Origin of the sequence: Veillonella sp. 3891, from assembly GCF_003992315.1 — a bacterium.
Lineage (GTDB): Bacteria > Bacillota > Negativicutes > Veillonellales > Veillonellaceae > F0422.
Map to the genome: position 1 here is coordinate 22,497 of NZ_RQVE01000001.1, position 15,737 is coordinate 38,233.

Here is a 15,737-nt window from a genome sequence, read left to right on the forward strand (position 1 = left end):
GGAGATAGATATGAATAAAAAGACAAAGATTGTTTGTACCATGGGACCTAGTACAGATAGTTTAGAAATGGTAGAATCATTGTTGCGAGCAGGGATGAACGTGGCACGTTTTAACTTCTCTCACGGTTCTCATGAAGAGCAAGCAAAGCGTATGGAACTCGTTCGCTTAGCCTCTACTAGAACAGGGATTCCAGTGGCATTAATGTTGGATACAAAGGGCCCTGAAATTCGCCTTGGTTTGTTCAAAGAAGGTAAAGTGTGTTTAGAAGAAGGACAAGCTTTCACATTGACCACAAGAGATGTGGAAGGAACAAAGGAAATTTGCTCCGTGAATCATTCAGGATTACCAGAAGACGTGAAAGAGGCCAAACAAATTCTCTTATCTGATGGATTAGTGACATTGCGCATCGATTCTATCGAGGGCACGGAGATTCATACGACTGTTATGAATACTGGTATGATGAGCAATCGGAAACGCGTAGCTGTACCAGGGGTGTCTCTATCTTTACCACCAGTGTCGGAACAAGATGAAAAAGATTTGGTATTTGGTTGCGAAATGGGTGTGGACTATGTAGCAGCTTCTTTCATGCAACGAGCTAGTGATGTAGTAGCAATCCGTCGCATTTTGGAATCTAAAGGGGCAGATATTCGCATCATTTCTAAAATTGAAAATGAAGAAGGACTTAATAATTTAGATGACATTCTAGAAGTGTCTGATGGATTGATGGTGGCTCGTGGTGATTTGGGTGTAGAAATTCCAGCCGAAGAAGTGCCAGTATTACAAAAAATGATGATTCAAAAATGTAATGCTGCTTCTAAGCCGGTGATTACAGCGACCCAAATGTTAGAGTCTATGGTAACGAACCCAAGACCGACAAGAGCAGAAGCTAGTGATGTAGCGAATGCCATATTAGATGGTACGGATGCGGTCATGTTATCTGGGGAAACTGCAGGTGGTGACTATCCGTTGGAAGCGGTTACAACTATGGCTCGCATTGCGAAGGTAACTGAAACATCTGATCTGTATGTGAATAGTAATCATACAGTACCATTAGAAGAAGCCAAAACGACAGATGCTATCTGTTCTGCTACCGTGGAAGTAGGTCGTTCCTTAGGTGCTGGAGCTATTATTACTTGTACTGAATCTGGTATTACAGCCATGAGCATTTCCCGCCACCGTCCGAATTGCCAAATCATTGCGGTTACCCCACATGAAAGCGCCTTGCGCCGTATGCAGTTATACTGGGGCGTGACAGCTATCCAAGGGCCTTCCCATTCCAATTCTGATGAAATGGTACACTGCGCTATGAGTGCAGCCTTAGGAGAAGGATTGATTCAGTCTGGTGATTTAGTAGTGGTTACAGCAGGTGTGCCATCTGGTTTATCTGGCACAACGAATATGATTCGTGTTCATGTCACTGGTAATGTGTTGATTAAAGGCCGTGGAGTGGGTAAATTGTCTGTCACAGGACCAATTCACCACGGTGATTCTGCAGAGCCTATGGCAGATGGTAGTATCTTAGTAGTTCTTGACTTAGAACCGGAATATATGGAACTAGCGAAACGAGCAGGTGCTATTATTACTGCAGAAGAAGGATATACATCGACAGCAGCGATTGCAGGGATTCAATTTGGTATTCCTGTCATTTTAGGGGCTCATGATCAATCTCAATTGACAAATGGTCAGATTGTAACAGTCGATGGCATTCGTGGTAATGTCTATGAAGGTATTGCAAACGCAAGATAGGAGGTAACTATGGAATATCATGTTCCTACACAAGCAGATACAGTGGTAGTTGAGGAAATTGTGAATCGTAAATTGCGCAATTCTATGCTTTGGATGGTCTGGGGCTTATTGACGACAGCCATCATTGGATTTATGGCGTTAACGAACTCTAGTTGGTTGCGCTTTGCTCATTCTAACTTTAATATTATTTTGTTAGCTGAAGTGGCGGTGGTTTTCTTATTTTCTTTCCGTCAATATACGGCGTCTAACACATTTTTGAAAGCTATGTTTTTCCTCTATTCCATTATGAATGGATTGACCTTGACCGCTATCGCTTTACACTATTCTTTTGAAGTTGTCGTGTATGCTTTAACAGGGGCTGTAGCGGTGTTTGGTAGCTTTGCCTTTTTAGGCGTAGTGGCGAAAAAAGATTTGTCCGGATTAGGCACATTCTTAATGGGGGCAGTGATTGCCTTACTCATTGCTAGTTTGATTATGATGTTCTTTGGCGCTAGCGACTTCGGATTATTGGTGTACAGCTATATAGCTGTAGGGATTTTCTCTTTATTTACCATGTATGATGTGTATCGTATTAAACGGACTATCATGGAAGTGGCTTATGAAGATGAAAGTGTCCTTGAACGTGTTGAATTGATTGGTGCTTTAGGTTTATACCTTGATTTCATCAATATTTTCATCAATTTACTTCGCATTTTCGGTCGTCGCTAATGTATGATATAATACTAGTATGGGGGAGCGCTGAAGCTCCCCTTTAGTATGTAATTTATAAATTGATATAGATGATAGTTAGTAAGGAGGGATACGATGGAAGCAAAAGAATGGCAAACCTTCGTCACAGTGGTGGAAGAAGGAAATATTACGAAAGCGGCAGAAAAACTATTTCTTTCACAGCCTGCATTAAGTTATCGATTAAAACAAGTAGAAGATATATTAGGGCGCCCCTTATTAATTCGTGCCAATGATGGCATTGCGTTAACTGCCGAAGGTGAGCTGTATTACGATTATTGCCGACGTATGATTCGTTCCCGGGAGGAATTGCGACAAAATATTGGAAAGGTAACGGGGAAGATCCAAGGTACCTTAAAAATTGCGGCATCCATCAATTTTGCAGATTACGAGTTGCCCCATTTACTTAATAATTTTACGAAACAGTATCCCAAGATTCGTATCGAAGTGAAGACAGGTTATAGTTCTCACGTGAATAAAATGTTCAATTCTGGAGAAGTAATGATTGCCTTTGCCCGTGGCGAATATAATCATGTGCCCAATGGTGTGCGTCTCTTTGATGAACCGTACTGTTTAGTGTATAAGCATCCTGTAGATTACAAGGAATTACGGGACATTCCTATGATTAACTATCGCACGGATGGATCCATTGCAACAGTGGTAGAAAATTGGAAGAAAGAACATAACGTAGGGGATGTGAGACCAGCTATGGAGCTAGACTCTATGGTGACGTGCCGTCACTTCGTGCGAGAAGGACTAGGTTGGGCTATTTTGCCGTATTTAGGATTAGGTAGTTGCCGTGAACATGGTATTTATGTAGAACCTTTACGAATGAAAGATAATCGTCCATTGGTGCGTTCTACTTATTTGTTCCATGATGAGGTGAGCACGAAACTTATTGCGGTGAAAACTTTCATCGATTATGTAACAGAGTATTACGAAAATCATCAAATCGTTACCTTACCAGGGTATACTAGCTAAGAGGAATGTGTGCGTATGGTAAGCAAAAGAATGGCTCTGCCTATTTATATAGGTAGGGCTTGAATTTTTATATGGAGAGTATGCATAGTTAATAAAAAGCATATAGTATTACGGATAGAGAGCGCAGCTAATATAGTTGCGCTCTCGTTGTATGTAGTTTTTATTGTAGCTAGCGTTTTTTGTAGGTAACCATCTTTTACTTTCACTATGTCCGAATATTTTGCAATGAACAGATTGTTCTAACAGTAAATTTTGATTACTTTAGAATACTATAAGCGTACTGTTAATGTATATGAAAGTAGCAATTATTGTAGATATATATCATGAAAATAGGAATAATTTAGTAGGAATAGAATAAGAACCGCATGATACCTATGTTTATAATATATTCCTTAAATGCATACATGAAGGATTTTTGGGGATAATAAAATTTTTATAAACCTTATAAAGGATTTTTATTTTTACCGTCTGAAATGATTGGATATAATGAGAGCGTAGAAAGACCTAGACATTTGCACGATCTAGTATTCTAGTAAGTGGTGAACCGCCCTTATATATAATTATTGATATAGTAAGTTTCACGTTTATAGAAAGTATGAGTGCAATCGATATAGGCAATGTATTTATATCTTATGTAGTAAGGAGACACAAGATGAACAAAAAAATCATCAATGCCTTGATTACGTGGGCTATCCCATTGATAATCTGGTTCACTCCAGCTCCAGAAGGCTTAGCTGACGGTGCTTGGAAATTGTTTGGCTTTTATTTAGCCGCTATCGTTGGTTTGGTATTAAAACCATTCCCAGCTCCAGTAGCAGTATTATCTGCCATTGGTGCCTCTGCATTATTCTTAAATAATCCAAAAGAAGTATTGTCTGGATATGCATCTACTACAACTTGGTTGATCTTTGCGGCATTCTCCATTTCTGTAGCCTTCGTAAAAACAGGTTTGGGTCGTCGTATTGCGTATCATATGATTGATGCCTTCGGTCATACTACACTTCGTCTTGGTTATGTAACTGCATTATTGGACGGAATTATTTCCCCAGCTACACCATCTAATACAGCTCGTTGTGGTGGTATCGTATTCCCAATCATGAACTCTGTGGCAAGATCTTTAGGTTCTGAGCCTGGTGAAACAGCGAATAAAGTAGGTCGTTACCTAATGACTAATACATACATGGTAACAAAAATAACATCCCTTTTATTCTTAACAGCCATGGCGCCAAATGCATTGGCAGCGGATTACTTCAAAAAAATCCTAGGCATTTCTATTGACTGGGTAACTTGGGCAGTAGCTTTATTTGTACCTGGTTTGATCTTGTTATTGATTACTCCATTCGTATCTTATGTATTAAATAAACCTGAGTTGAAAGAAATCGACAATAAGAAAATTGCTCGTGAAGGTTTGGCAGAATTAGGTCCTGTATCGACAGGTGAAAAAGTATTAATTACTATTTTCTTCTTATCCTTACTTGGATGGGCATTACCATCTATCCTTGGTATGGTAGGTATTAAATTTAAATTAGATGCAACGGCAGTAGCACTAGTAGCGATGGTATCTTGCTACATATTCGGCGCTATCAAGTGGGAAGACGCTCTTCAAAACAAAGGTGGCTGGAACACATTGATTTGGTTCGGTGGTATCCTTGGTTTATCCGGTGCATTAACAAAAGCGGATTTCTTCATTTGGTTAGCAAAAGTGTTAGAAGCTCAAATGAACTTCGGACATCATGAGACATTGGCACTTGTGGTGATTGCAGTGTTGTCTGTGCTAGTTCGTTACTTGTTTGCATCCGGCAGTGCTTACATTGCAGCGATGGTGCCTGTATTCTTTACAGTAGGTAAAGTAGCTGGCATTGACCCTTGGACATTAGGTCTTGTGATCTTCATGACAAATGCCTTCGGTGGTGCTGTCACTCACTTTGGTGGTGGCCCTGGTCCGATCGTCTTCGGTGAAGGTTACAACGAAGTTCGCCAATGGTGGGTAACTGGTGCAGTAGTAGCTGTATTAGGCTTGATTGTAACACTTGTATTTGGTCCAATTTGGTGGTCCATTGTAGGCTTAATTTAATGAGCCTAGCTCTATCAGTTAGATAGACCGTATCTTTAGTTAATGAAGTCAGAATCCAGTGATTCTCTATCACTGGTCTCTGGCTTTTCATAATCTAGTTTGATGTAATAGAAAGGATTTGCTATGAAACATCTAGTGAAAGCAGCTATGGCTGGCTTTGATGAAAAAAATGATGTATTGGTAACAGTGGAACCAATTGCATCTGGTATCGAAGTAGAATTGAAATCTAAAGTTGAGCGTGCTTATGGTAAGCATATTCGTGCTTTCATCGAAGCGACTGTAAAAGAAGCAGGATTCGATGGCGTGAAAGTAACGGCTATCGACAAAGCAGCTTGGGATTATACGATTAAAGCCCGTGTATTGGGTGCATTAGAAAGAGGGAGCGCAGAATAATGAGCCGATTAACTGAATTAGCAAAAAAACGTTTATCTCGTTCCATGATGTTCGTACCAGGTAACACACCTAAAATGATTAACAGTGCTGATATCCACGGTGCCGACTCCATCATGTTTGACATTGAAGACTCCGTAGCAGTCACAGAAAAAGATACAGCTCGTTTACTAACAGCAGAAGCTTTAAAAACTTTAAAATTCAAAGGTGAAACAGTAGTACGTATCAACCATCCAACACAAACCCCATATGGTTATGCTGACCTTGATGTGATTGTACCAGCAAAACCTAACTTGATTCGTCTTCCAAAAACTGAAGATGTATCTGAAGTAGAAATCGTTGCTAAAAAAATTGAAGAAGTAGAAAAAGCTAACGGTTGGGAAGAAGGCACTATTAACATTATCGTTGCTATCGAATCTGTAAAAGGTCTATACAATGTGCGTGAAATTGCACAAGGTCCTCGTGTAGTGGCTATCGCATTAGGTGCAGAGGATTATCGTGCCGACCTTCGTACAGGTAAACATAAACCAGCTCATGAATTATTATTTGCTCGTCAAACTATCCTTCATGCAGCTCGTGAAGCAGGTATCCGTGTTCTTGATACAGTATTCTCCGACGTGAAAGACCCACAAGGTTTCCGTGAAGAAGTAGAATTCATCAAAGCTCTTGGTTATGATGGAAAATCTTGTATTCACCCAAGCCAAATCAAAATTATCCATGAAGTGTTCACTCCAGATGAAAAAGAAATTGCTCATTCTGTAAAAGTATTGAACTCCTATGCAGAAGCACTTCGCAACAATAAAGGCGTTATCGCTGTAGATGGTAAAATGATCGATGGTCCTATCGTAGTACGTGCGCAACGTGTGGTAGATAAAGCCCGTGCAGCAGGTATTAAAGTAGAACTTGAGGAAGGAGCAGAAATCGATGTTAAATAAAATTGGTCGTGACATTCCTATGGAATTAGAATGCCTTCAAGGTCGTCGTGTATATGAAGGTCAATTCGCTATGACAGAAACTGGTACTCGTGCAGGTAAACCAGTCAAACTTCACACTCCAGGTGAAAATAAATTAGTAGGCTCCATCGATGAAGCTATTGAAAAAGTAGGTTTAAAAGATGGTATGTCCATTTCCTTCCATCATCATTTACGTAATGGTGACTATGTGATGAAATTGGTAATGGATCGTGTACAAGCAAAAGGAATTAAAGATATTACAATTCTTAACTCTTCCTTAGCTCCTTGTCATGAGTTTTTAATCGATATGATCAAAGATGGTACTGTAACAGCTATCGAAACATCTGGTCTTCGTGATGCGTTGGGTAAATTCTTAACATTGAACCCTGGCGTATTAAAACGACCTGTAGTGATTCGTTCCCATGGTGGACGTGCTCGTGCAGTTTGCACTGGAGAAGCTCACATTGATGTAGCTTTCATGGGCGTACCTGCTTGTGACCGTCGTGGTAATGCCACAGGCCGTAAAGGCAAATCTGCTTGCGGTGCCTTGGGTTACGCTATGGTTGACTCCCACTATGCAGATAAAACTGTATTGTTAACAGACAACCTAATCGATTATGTATATCCTATCTCCATTCCGCAAACAGATGTAGATTACATCGTTGAAGTAGAAGCTATCGGTGACCCAGAAGGTATCGCATCTGGTGCCGTAGGGATTACGAAAAATCCTGTACAAATCAAAATTGCTGAAATGGCGGCTGAATTCCTTGATCAAGCTGGTATTATTCAAGAAGGGTTCTCCTTCCAATTGGGCGCTGGCGGAGCTCCATTAGCAGTAGCTAAATTTATCGGTGAAAAATTAGAGAAAAAAGGCGTTGTTGGCGGATTCGGCGTTGGCGGTGCTACAGGCGTACTAGTAAGCATGCTTGAAAAAGGCCACATCAAAGCGATTTATGATACACAAACATTTGATACAACAGCAGCGGCATCTTTGGATACTAATCCAAATCATATCGAAATGAGTGCATCCATGTATGCAGACCCTACTACAGACTGTATGACAAACTACTTAGACGTAGTATTCTTGGGTGCTACAGAAATCGATACAGATTTCAATGTAAACTGCATGACTGACTCCAATGGTATCTTGATGGGTGCTTCCGGTGGTCACTCCGATACAGCAGCAGGTGCAAAAGTAACTGTTATTACATGCCCATTGATTCGTGGACGCTTGCCAATGATTCGTGAACGCGTGGAAACAGTTATCACACCAGGTGAAAGTATCGATGTGTTGGTAACAGAACGTGGTATCGCGATCAATCCAAATCGCCAAGATTTGATCGAACGTTTCAAAGATTCTAACTTGCCAATTTACACAATTGAAGAGTTACAACAAATGGCGTATGACATGGTTGGTAAACCAGAAGGTATTGAAGTATCTCAAGATCCTAAAGATGTAGTAGCTATCATCGAATACCGAGATGGCTCCATTATCGACGTAGTACGTAAACCATTACTATAAGATATTTATAGTAGTCAATAAAAGAGGCTAGACCTTAGGTCTGGTCTCTTTTCTACATATAGTGGTGAAGATACAAAGGTATAAGGCAATAACATAAGCCTTACAATAAAAAAATGCTGTTTATTTTTATAGTTGTCATATCGTCTTATATCCTTTATCATAGAATTATAATGTATACTCTATATTAGTAAGGAGAGGTGTTACTTATGAAACAACCATTAATCGGTATCTCAGGGTCTCATATGATTGACCAAGGCGGTCCATTTCCAGGATATAAACGATCCTATGTGAATGATGATTATGTGCAGTCTGTATTAGAAGCAGGCGGAATTCCTGTGATTATTCCATTCCAAGAAGATGAAGCAACATTAAAAGCATTGGTGGAACGCTTAGATGGACTTATTCTTTCTGGTGGTCATGATATTGCCCCACAATTCTATGGAGAAGAACCAGAGCGTGGATTAGGTGCTATTTGGCCAGAAAGAGATATCTTTGATATGCGTTTATTAGCCTATGCAAAAGAATACAAGCTTCCTATTATGGGGATTTGCCGTGGACATCAAATTATCAATGTAGCTCATAAAGGTTCCTTATATCAAGACTTACCTGCCTTTGCTACGATTAAGCATTCCCAAAATCAAACAGCAGGATTACCAACTCACTCTATGGTGATTGAAAAGGATTCCAAATTATTTGGTATCTTAGACTCTGAAACAGTCATGGTTAACTCTCATCACCACCAAATTGTGAAAGAAGTAGGCGAAGGATTACGTGTAGTAGGTCGTGCAAAAGATACCGTAGTAGAAGCTATGGAAGGCATTGACTACCCATACCTACGTACTTACCAATTCCATCCAGAAATGATGCGTCATACAGAGTTGAATGCAGCGATTTTCAAAGACTTTGTAGAAGCGGCTAAGAAAGAGGCGTAATATGGAACAAAAAGATAGTAAATTTGGCTTTTGGAGCATCGTTCTCCTCGGTATTAACGCCATTGTAGGAACTGGGATTTTCTTATTGCCGAATAAAGCATATGCTCTTATGGGACCAGCGAGTTTAGGGGTGCTGTTATTTGATGCATTCCTTGCTATTTGTATTGCTCTATGCTTTGCCGAAGTAGCGGGATTCTTCACTCGTAATGGAGGACCCTATTTATACGCTAAACATTCCTTAGGTGACTTTTGGGGATTTGAAGTAGGCGTTCTTAAATGGATTGTGGTGCTCATCGCTTGGGCAGTTATGGCAGTAGGATTTGCGACAGCCTTAGGGGCAGCCATTCCAGCGCTATCTGGTGACTTTATGAAAGATGTCATCGCCACGATTATCATCGTTTTATTAACAGTGATTAATATTATTGGCGTTAATATGACTAAAATTCTGAATAACTTGATTACCGTATCTAAGTTAGTACCTCTATTTGCATTTATTGTGATCGGATTATTTGCTATTAATGGCACGAACTTTACACCGTTTGTACCAGACTTCGTGGAACTTTCAGATGGAGGCGTATCGGGCGCATTCGCAGCCACTGCGATATTGCTATTTTTTGCGTATACTGGATTTGAAGCCATTGCGGTAGCCGCAGAAGATATGGAAAATCCTAAAAAGAATTTACCTCGTGCCATCATTACGGTCATGATCATCGTATCTGTGCTATATATGTTGGTATTGGCAGTATGTATCGGTATTATGGGTGATAGCCTTGCTAATGATAAAGCGCCATTGCAAACGGCATTTGGTCAAATTATGGGACCATGGGGCATGTATTTTGTGCTAGCCGGTACGTTGTTATCCATGGGGGGCATTAACATTGCTCAATCTTTCTTGGGGCCTCGTATTGCAACATCCTTGGCAGAAGATGGTATGCTACCAAGTATCCTAGCAAAACGTACTAGTTGGGGCACACCAGTTGTAGCATGTATTGTGACAGGTGTATTTAGCTTATTACTAGCATGGAGCGGTAGCTTTGTTCAGTTGGCAGCCATCAGTGCCGTATCTCGGTTTACACAGTATTTACCAACTTGTATTTCTGTCATTATTTTCCGTAAAAAATGGGCTCATAAAGAGCGCCCGTACAAAATTCCAGGAGGTATTATTATCCCTGTAATTGCCATCATTACATCTCTTTGGATGCTGGCACAAGCAAAACCTAATCAATTGATTTGGGGCCTTGGCGGTTGTATTATTATCTTGCCATTGTATTTCTTATATTTAAATAAGAAAAAACGAGGCTTAATTAAAGAAACAGAAGAATTATAATCAGATATAAAAAAAGGGTCCTTCGGGACCCTTTTGTATTACTATATTATTCTCCAGAATGAGCTTTGTAGAATTCTAAGAATTGTTGTGCCACCATGGATAAAGGTTGCCCTTTAATGGTGATAAATGCTTTATAGAACGTATTTGTCAGTTCTGTTAACTTGATACGTGTCATATCTGGATGAGATACTGTTTCTTGAGCATCCATAGGAATGATGGCTATGGTACGTCCTGACTGAGCCCATTCAATGGCAGAACTCTTCGTGGTAGTCACAGAAATGACATTAAGAGAAGAGAAGTCGTTATGATGAGCTTGCATGAGCATCCGTACGGAACCACCAGATAGACTAAGAGGACACTTGGAAATATCTTTCCAAGAAATACTTTCTAAGTCACGGTCTGTCCAAAACAAGTCTTTTCTAAAGAGCGCATATAGATCCTCTGCTTGTGTGTAGAGGATATCAAATTTGTTAGAATCCACCATTTGTTCGTTGCATAATCCAATTTCAGCGCTGCCATTCAATAAAGATTCGGTTACATCTGTCATTAATCCTTCATAAATTTCATAACGCACCACAGGATATTGGCGCGAAAAGAAATGCAAATATTGTTGAATTAAAGCGGTAGACCTTGAAGCAGAGGAGGCAATGCGTAAGGTGCCTTCTACTTCCGAACTAAGTCTTTTTACATCGGCATAGGTAGATTCTTCGATGGAGCATAATTGCTGCGCTTTTTCATAAAAAATACGGCCTGCTTCCGTAAGGTGAAAGCTGGATCCGCGCTGACCGCGTTTAATCACTAATAGGGGGGTACCAAATTCTGCTTCTAAGTACTTGAGCTGCTTACTTAAAGCTGGTTGTGTAATATGCAGTATCTCTGCTGCTTGAGTCATATTCCCCGTTTGTACTAAGATGATAAAATTATAATAGTAAGATGTATCCATGGTATCCTCCTAAACAAAAGTAGTCAGATGTCATGTTAGATCAATTCTATTCATGGGCGCACATCATCGTACAATAGATCTCTTATTGTTAACCTTTACTACTCTATTGTACTATAAATTTTATAATTCGTCTCCTATATTTATTAAGTAATAGTGTTAATTATTGTCTGCTATATGAATATAATGCATGGATATAAACCTATATAAGAAGTAGGATATAGACAAAAGTATATTGAGAATGGTATAATAAGGCGTATTGTTGCCTGTATAGTACAGGGACGTAAAAGTAAATTGGACTATAGTTTGGTCTGGAAAGGAAGGAGAATTTGTATGGATATGCCATTTTTTACACAATTTCTCATGATTAGCGATCCTATGACGATCGGCATACTCGTGCTATTTGTTATCGCCTTAGGATATGTCTATTTTCTTCAAAAAAGAAACGTTCACTTCGGCACACTAGTAATGATTGCCACAGTAGTGGGTGCTGTACTAGGGGTTGCAGTGCAGTTGATTGCAGGATTTCCTAAAAATCCAATGGACGTGGTGTTCATTAAGGAAAGCACGAAGTGGTTCTCTCTGATTGGGGGAGGATTTATTGATTTAATCCGTATGCTTGTTATTCCTGTGGTATTTATTTCCATTGTTCACGTTATCTTACATATGGATACGAATGCGAATTTAAAACGCCTTGTATCTTCCACAGGTATAGTTGCCTTAGTCATGGTAGGCATTGCGGCTATCGTGGGCTTAGTATTAGGTACAGTAACAGGATTAGGTGAAGGCACATTAGCGGTGGTAGGCGATTCTAAAATGCGTGAAGTGAAACCAGTGGTTGACACACTACGTGCCTTGATTCCGTCCAACCCTGTGAATGCTATGGCGCAAACGAATGTCATCGCCATCGTAGTATTCGGTGTTATCATCGGTGGCATTGCTCGATTGGCTAAACAACATGGGGCTACTGATTTACAAGTTATCACAAAATTATTTGATGAAGCGTACACAGTGATTTTCTGGGTAGCTGATTTCATCATTAGTTTGATGCCTTACGGTGTCGTTGCTCTATTAGCAACTACATTAGCGCAAAAAGGATTTGGTGCTATTGCGGATATGGCATTGTTCATTGTGCTGATCTATGTAGGCGTAGTGATTATGTTACTTGTACAAGCCGTATTATTAACACTATTCGGTGTGAGCCCTATTATGTACTTCCGCAAGGCAAAAGAAGCGTTAATTTTGGCATTCACATCTCGTTCTAGTATGGGCGTATTGCCATTAACAGTAGAAACATTGACTAAAAAATTAGGTGTTAACCCTGCCACTGCGAATACAGTAGCAAGTTTCTGTACTACAGCAGGTATGCAAGGTTGTGCGGGCATTTTCCCAGCATTGTGTATCATTTACATTGCTCGTGTGTCTGGCGTGCCATTAGATTTCACAATGTATGTAATGAGTGTAATCGTTATTGCATTGGGCTCCTTAGGGATTGCTGGCGTACCTGGTACGGCGACTATGGCTGCATCTGTTTCTTTATCTGGTACAGGTATGGGTGCATTCTTCGGGTCTATTTCTCCAATCTTAGCAGTAGATCCTATCGTTGATATGGGACGTACGATGTTAAATGTAAGCGGTTCCATGACAAATGCAATTGTGGTGGATAGATTACAAGGAACTTTTGATCAAGAAGCATTTAATGATACAAAAACAATTCGATAAGGTATAAGTAATGCCATAGATACAGGATGTATCTATGATGAAAGTACTGAGAAACAAATAAAAGGCTGTAGCCACTGATTTGCAGGGGCTACAGCCTATTTGTATATTTACCAGCGATCAACGCCAAGATGTTTTTCCATGCGGCGCATCATGCGTGCGAAAGCGTCGTCTTCTTCTTTCTTTTGAGATTTTGTTTCCTCAGCTACAGGAATGATATTGTTAGATGTGATAATTACTGTATCTCCGAAAGAATGGTAGGTATGACCTCCTACACGTTTAGTTTGGGAGTAGCTTTCATCGTAAGAGTATGGTTCTACACGATCTTTATGGAAGAAGTCGTCCTTATTATATTCACGTACACCCGCGTTGTAAGCATCGATAGCGGCACGTTTTTTAGTAATTAACATTTGAATCACTGCATCTGTATCGGCTAAGTAATCCTCTAGATCCTTTGTATAGGCCTTCATATCTTCCGTAGATGCCATTTTGAAAGACACAGGTTTATGTTCTCCCTGAAAACTAGGGTAATTAATGGATGCAGCAAAAGCGGAAGAGCCGATAGTCATGGCTAGGGTTGTTAATAGTAATGCACGTTTCATAAGCGTCTCCTTCTTAGTATCTAGTTTATAAATATTAATTAGGTATCTCCTATTAGTAGGTTACCCAGAGTATATTATATGCTATTTCAAGGCTTTCATAGGGAGGGTAAACTATGAATTAACATATAATTAGAAGCATAAAGGTTAGGATTCATTTAGTGTACCTTATCATCTGTAACTAAAGTATATCTTACTAATATGAAGAGAAGATGATGAATACTAAAAGATAGTTATCTCGGCTACATAGAGAATATCCATGAACTTATATAGATTAGCATACAAAAAAGCGACTGTTTTCACAGTCGCTTTAGTATACCTATACTAGCTCTAACCCACTTGGGATGATGTATATTTAATTTGACCCACTTGGGTAGACATCATTACTACTTAGTATATTGTGTATATCAGGCACTTGCCTTTAGAACTACTTAGTTCTTATATAGATTGGTTTGTATCACTTGATACAGTTGTATAGTACTTACCTAAGAAACCACTCGGTTTACTAATTAGATAAGAGTTTCTCCGTGTTGAGAGAAGAATGCTTGTGGATGAGCACATACTGGGCAAAGTTTAGGAGCTTCTTCGCCGATGTGGATGTAACCACAGTTAGCACAGATCCAAGCAACTGGTTGTTCACGTTTGAATACTGTACCGCCTTCAACAGCAGTTACAAGGTCAAGGTAACGTTCTTCGTGACGAGCTTCGATAACACCAACTTGTTCGAATAAGTAAGCGATTTTAGCGAAACCTTCTTCTTTTGCAACTTTAGCAAATTCTGGGTACATTACAGTGTGTTCGTAGTGTTCACCAGCAGCAGCGTCTTTTAAGTTGATCGCTACGTCAGCGTTTACATCGCCACCGTGTAACAATTTGAACCATACTTTAGCATGAGCGGATTCGTTGATTGCTGTTTCTTCGAAGTAATCAGCGATTTTGTTCATACCAGCTTTGCGAGCTGCACTTGCATAGTATGTATATTTACGGTTAGCTTGAGATTCACCAGCGAATGCTGCTTGAAGATTTTTTTCTGTTTGAGTACCTTTTAATTCTGGCATTTTCTTTCCTCCATGTACTTTACATAGTTGTAATAAAATAAATACTTATTTGTATAGTGGGCTTATTCACTTGAACAAGTCCCTATTGATTTCGTTACTTAACGAATAATCATTGTTGATTACATTATAGACTATGAAAATGAGAAATGCAAGTCTTTTTTTAGAAAATTTTAAAAATTTTTTATAAATGATAAAGTCTCTCAATCGGCTTTATTATCGTATTTATAGTCGTTTAATTCCCTGTAAAAATAAGGGGATTACACAGAAAAGAAATTGAGAATCGAACTCAAAAGATAAAACCGTAATGATAATATATAGAAAACCCTCTATTTATAGGCTTTCCTAGAGAGGAAGAAGTAACAGGTGCTTGTAAGATACTACTAAGTGATACTAGTCATCAATGCTATTAGTATATTTGTATATTTGTATAAGATAGAGGGGAAACTTTCACAAATGCACATAGGGCCCTATAGAGAAATGTATTGTTAGATGATATACTATAGACATAATCATGGAAATAGGAGGTGCCTATGGGATTTGTAAAATACCAAGTAGGTGATGTGGTACAAATGAAGAAGCCTCATCCTTGTGGTAGTCAGAATTGGGAGATTAAACGAACTGGCGTTGACTTTGTAACAGTCTGTGAAGGCTGTGGGCATCAAGTGATGATACCACGACCTAAGTTTGAAAAGAATGTAAAAAAGATAGTATCCAGAAAAGAAGCAACAGAAGAATAAGATGTGTTCGTATATCAGTATAGTTTTCTAGG

At 39.4% G+C, this 15,737-nt stretch carries 14 protein-coding genes; 11 read left to right on the top strand and 3 right to left on the bottom strand.

The window, feature by feature from the left end; translation table 11 throughout:
* Positions 1-10: 10 nt before the first annotated feature.
* The 9 genes from pyk to EO118_RS00170 all read left to right on the top strand — a co-directional run bounded on the left by pyk (position 11) and on the right by EO118_RS00170 (position 10,652).
* Entirely contained in the window at positions 11-1,747 is a 1,737-nt protein-coding gene (gene pyk / locus EO118_RS00130; RefSeq protein WP_127067927.1) for a pyruvate kinase, read from the top strand.
* 9 nt (positions 1,748-1,756) lie between these two features.
* The gene (locus EO118_RS00135) at positions 1,757-2,455 is read left to right on the top strand and encodes a Bax inhibitor-1/YccA family protein (RefSeq protein WP_127067929.1); all 699 of its coding nucleotides are present in this window, start codon (positions 1,757-1,759) and stop codon (positions 2,453-2,455) included.
* Positions 2,456-2,551: 96 nt separating this feature from the next.
* Positions 2,552-3,454: a LysR family transcriptional regulator gene (locus tag EO118_RS00140; RefSeq protein WP_127067931.1), complete on the top strand. Its 903-nt coding sequence runs from the start codon at positions 2,552-2,554 to the stop codon at positions 3,452-3,454.
* A gap of 652 nt (positions 3,455-4,106) precedes the next feature.
* Positions 4,107-5,528, top strand: coding sequence for an anion permease (locus EO118_RS00145; protein WP_127067933.1), 1,422 nt, complete (start codon positions 4,107-4,109; stop codon positions 5,526-5,528).
* A 123-nt stretch (positions 5,529-5,651) separates the two neighbouring features.
* Positions 5,652-5,921, top strand: coding sequence for a citrate lyase ACP (locus tag EO118_RS00150; RefSeq protein WP_126939352.1), 270 nt, complete (start codon positions 5,652-5,654; stop codon positions 5,919-5,921).
* Positions 5,921-6,853 carry an aldolase/citrate lyase family protein gene (locus EO118_RS00155; RefSeq protein WP_127009957.1) on the top strand — a complete coding sequence of 311 codons (933 nt, stop codon included), beginning with the start codon at positions 5,921-5,923 and terminating at the stop codon, positions 6,851-6,853. Before EO118_RS00150 ends, EO118_RS00155 begins: the two co-directional genes overlap by 1 nt.
* Positions 6,843-8,393 carry a citrate lyase subunit alpha gene (gene citF, locus EO118_RS00160; RefSeq protein ID WP_127067935.1) on the top strand — a complete coding sequence of 517 codons (1,551 nt, stop codon included), beginning with the start codon at positions 6,843-6,845 and terminating at the stop codon, positions 8,391-8,393. Before EO118_RS00155 ends, citF begins: the two co-directional genes overlap by 11 nt.
* A gap of 206 nt (positions 8,394-8,599) precedes the next feature.
* Complete coding sequence (locus EO118_RS00165; protein WP_127067937.1) at positions 8,600-9,325, top strand: gamma-glutamyl-gamma-aminobutyrate hydrolase family protein; 726 nt, start codon at positions 8,600-8,602, stop codon at positions 9,323-9,325.
* A 1-nt stretch (position 9,326) separates the two neighbouring features.
* The gene (locus EO118_RS00170) at positions 9,327-10,652 is read left to right on the top strand and encodes an APC family permease (protein WP_127067939.1); all 1,326 of its coding nucleotides are present in this window, start codon (positions 9,327-9,329) and stop codon (positions 10,650-10,652) included.
* Between the two features lie 46 nt (positions 10,653-10,698).
* Here the strand turns inward: EO118_RS00170 and EO118_RS00175 are convergent, their stop codons facing one another.
* On the bottom strand, positions 10,699-11,595 hold the full coding sequence (locus tag EO118_RS00175; RefSeq protein WP_127067941.1) for a LysR family transcriptional regulator: 897 nt from the start codon (positions 11,593-11,595) through the stop codon (positions 10,699-10,701).
* Positions 11,596-11,925: 330 nt separating this feature from the next.
* On the opposite strand from EO118_RS00175, the gene EO118_RS00180 reads away from it, so the two are divergent.
* Positions 11,926-13,314, top strand: coding sequence for a cation:dicarboxylate symporter family transporter (locus EO118_RS00180; protein WP_127067943.1), 1,389 nt, complete (start codon positions 11,926-11,928; stop codon positions 13,312-13,314).
* Between the two features lie 107 nt (positions 13,315-13,421).
* Here EO118_RS00180 and EO118_RS00185 read toward each other — a convergent pair whose 3' ends face one another.
* Together EO118_RS00185 and rbr are read right to left on the bottom strand one after the other, a co-directional pair.
* Positions 13,422-13,913 carry a hypothetical protein gene (locus tag EO118_RS00185; protein ID WP_127067945.1) on the bottom strand — a complete coding sequence of 164 codons (492 nt, stop codon included), beginning with the start codon at positions 13,911-13,913 and terminating at the stop codon, positions 13,422-13,424.
* A 506-nt stretch (positions 13,914-14,419) separates the two neighbouring features.
* Positions 14,420-14,968 carry a rubrerythrin gene (gene rbr / locus EO118_RS00190; RefSeq protein ID WP_127067947.1) on the bottom strand — a complete coding sequence of 183 codons (549 nt, stop codon included), beginning with the start codon at positions 14,966-14,968 and terminating at the stop codon, positions 14,420-14,422.
* Between the two features lie 530 nt (positions 14,969-15,498).
* Between rbr and EO118_RS00195 the strand changes: the two genes are divergently transcribed.
* The gene (locus tag EO118_RS00195) at positions 15,499-15,705 is read left to right on the top strand and encodes a DUF951 domain-containing protein (protein ID WP_127067949.1); all 207 of its coding nucleotides are present in this window, start codon (positions 15,499-15,501) and stop codon (positions 15,703-15,705) included.
* The last annotated feature ends 32 nt before the right edge of the window (positions 15,706-15,737 follow it).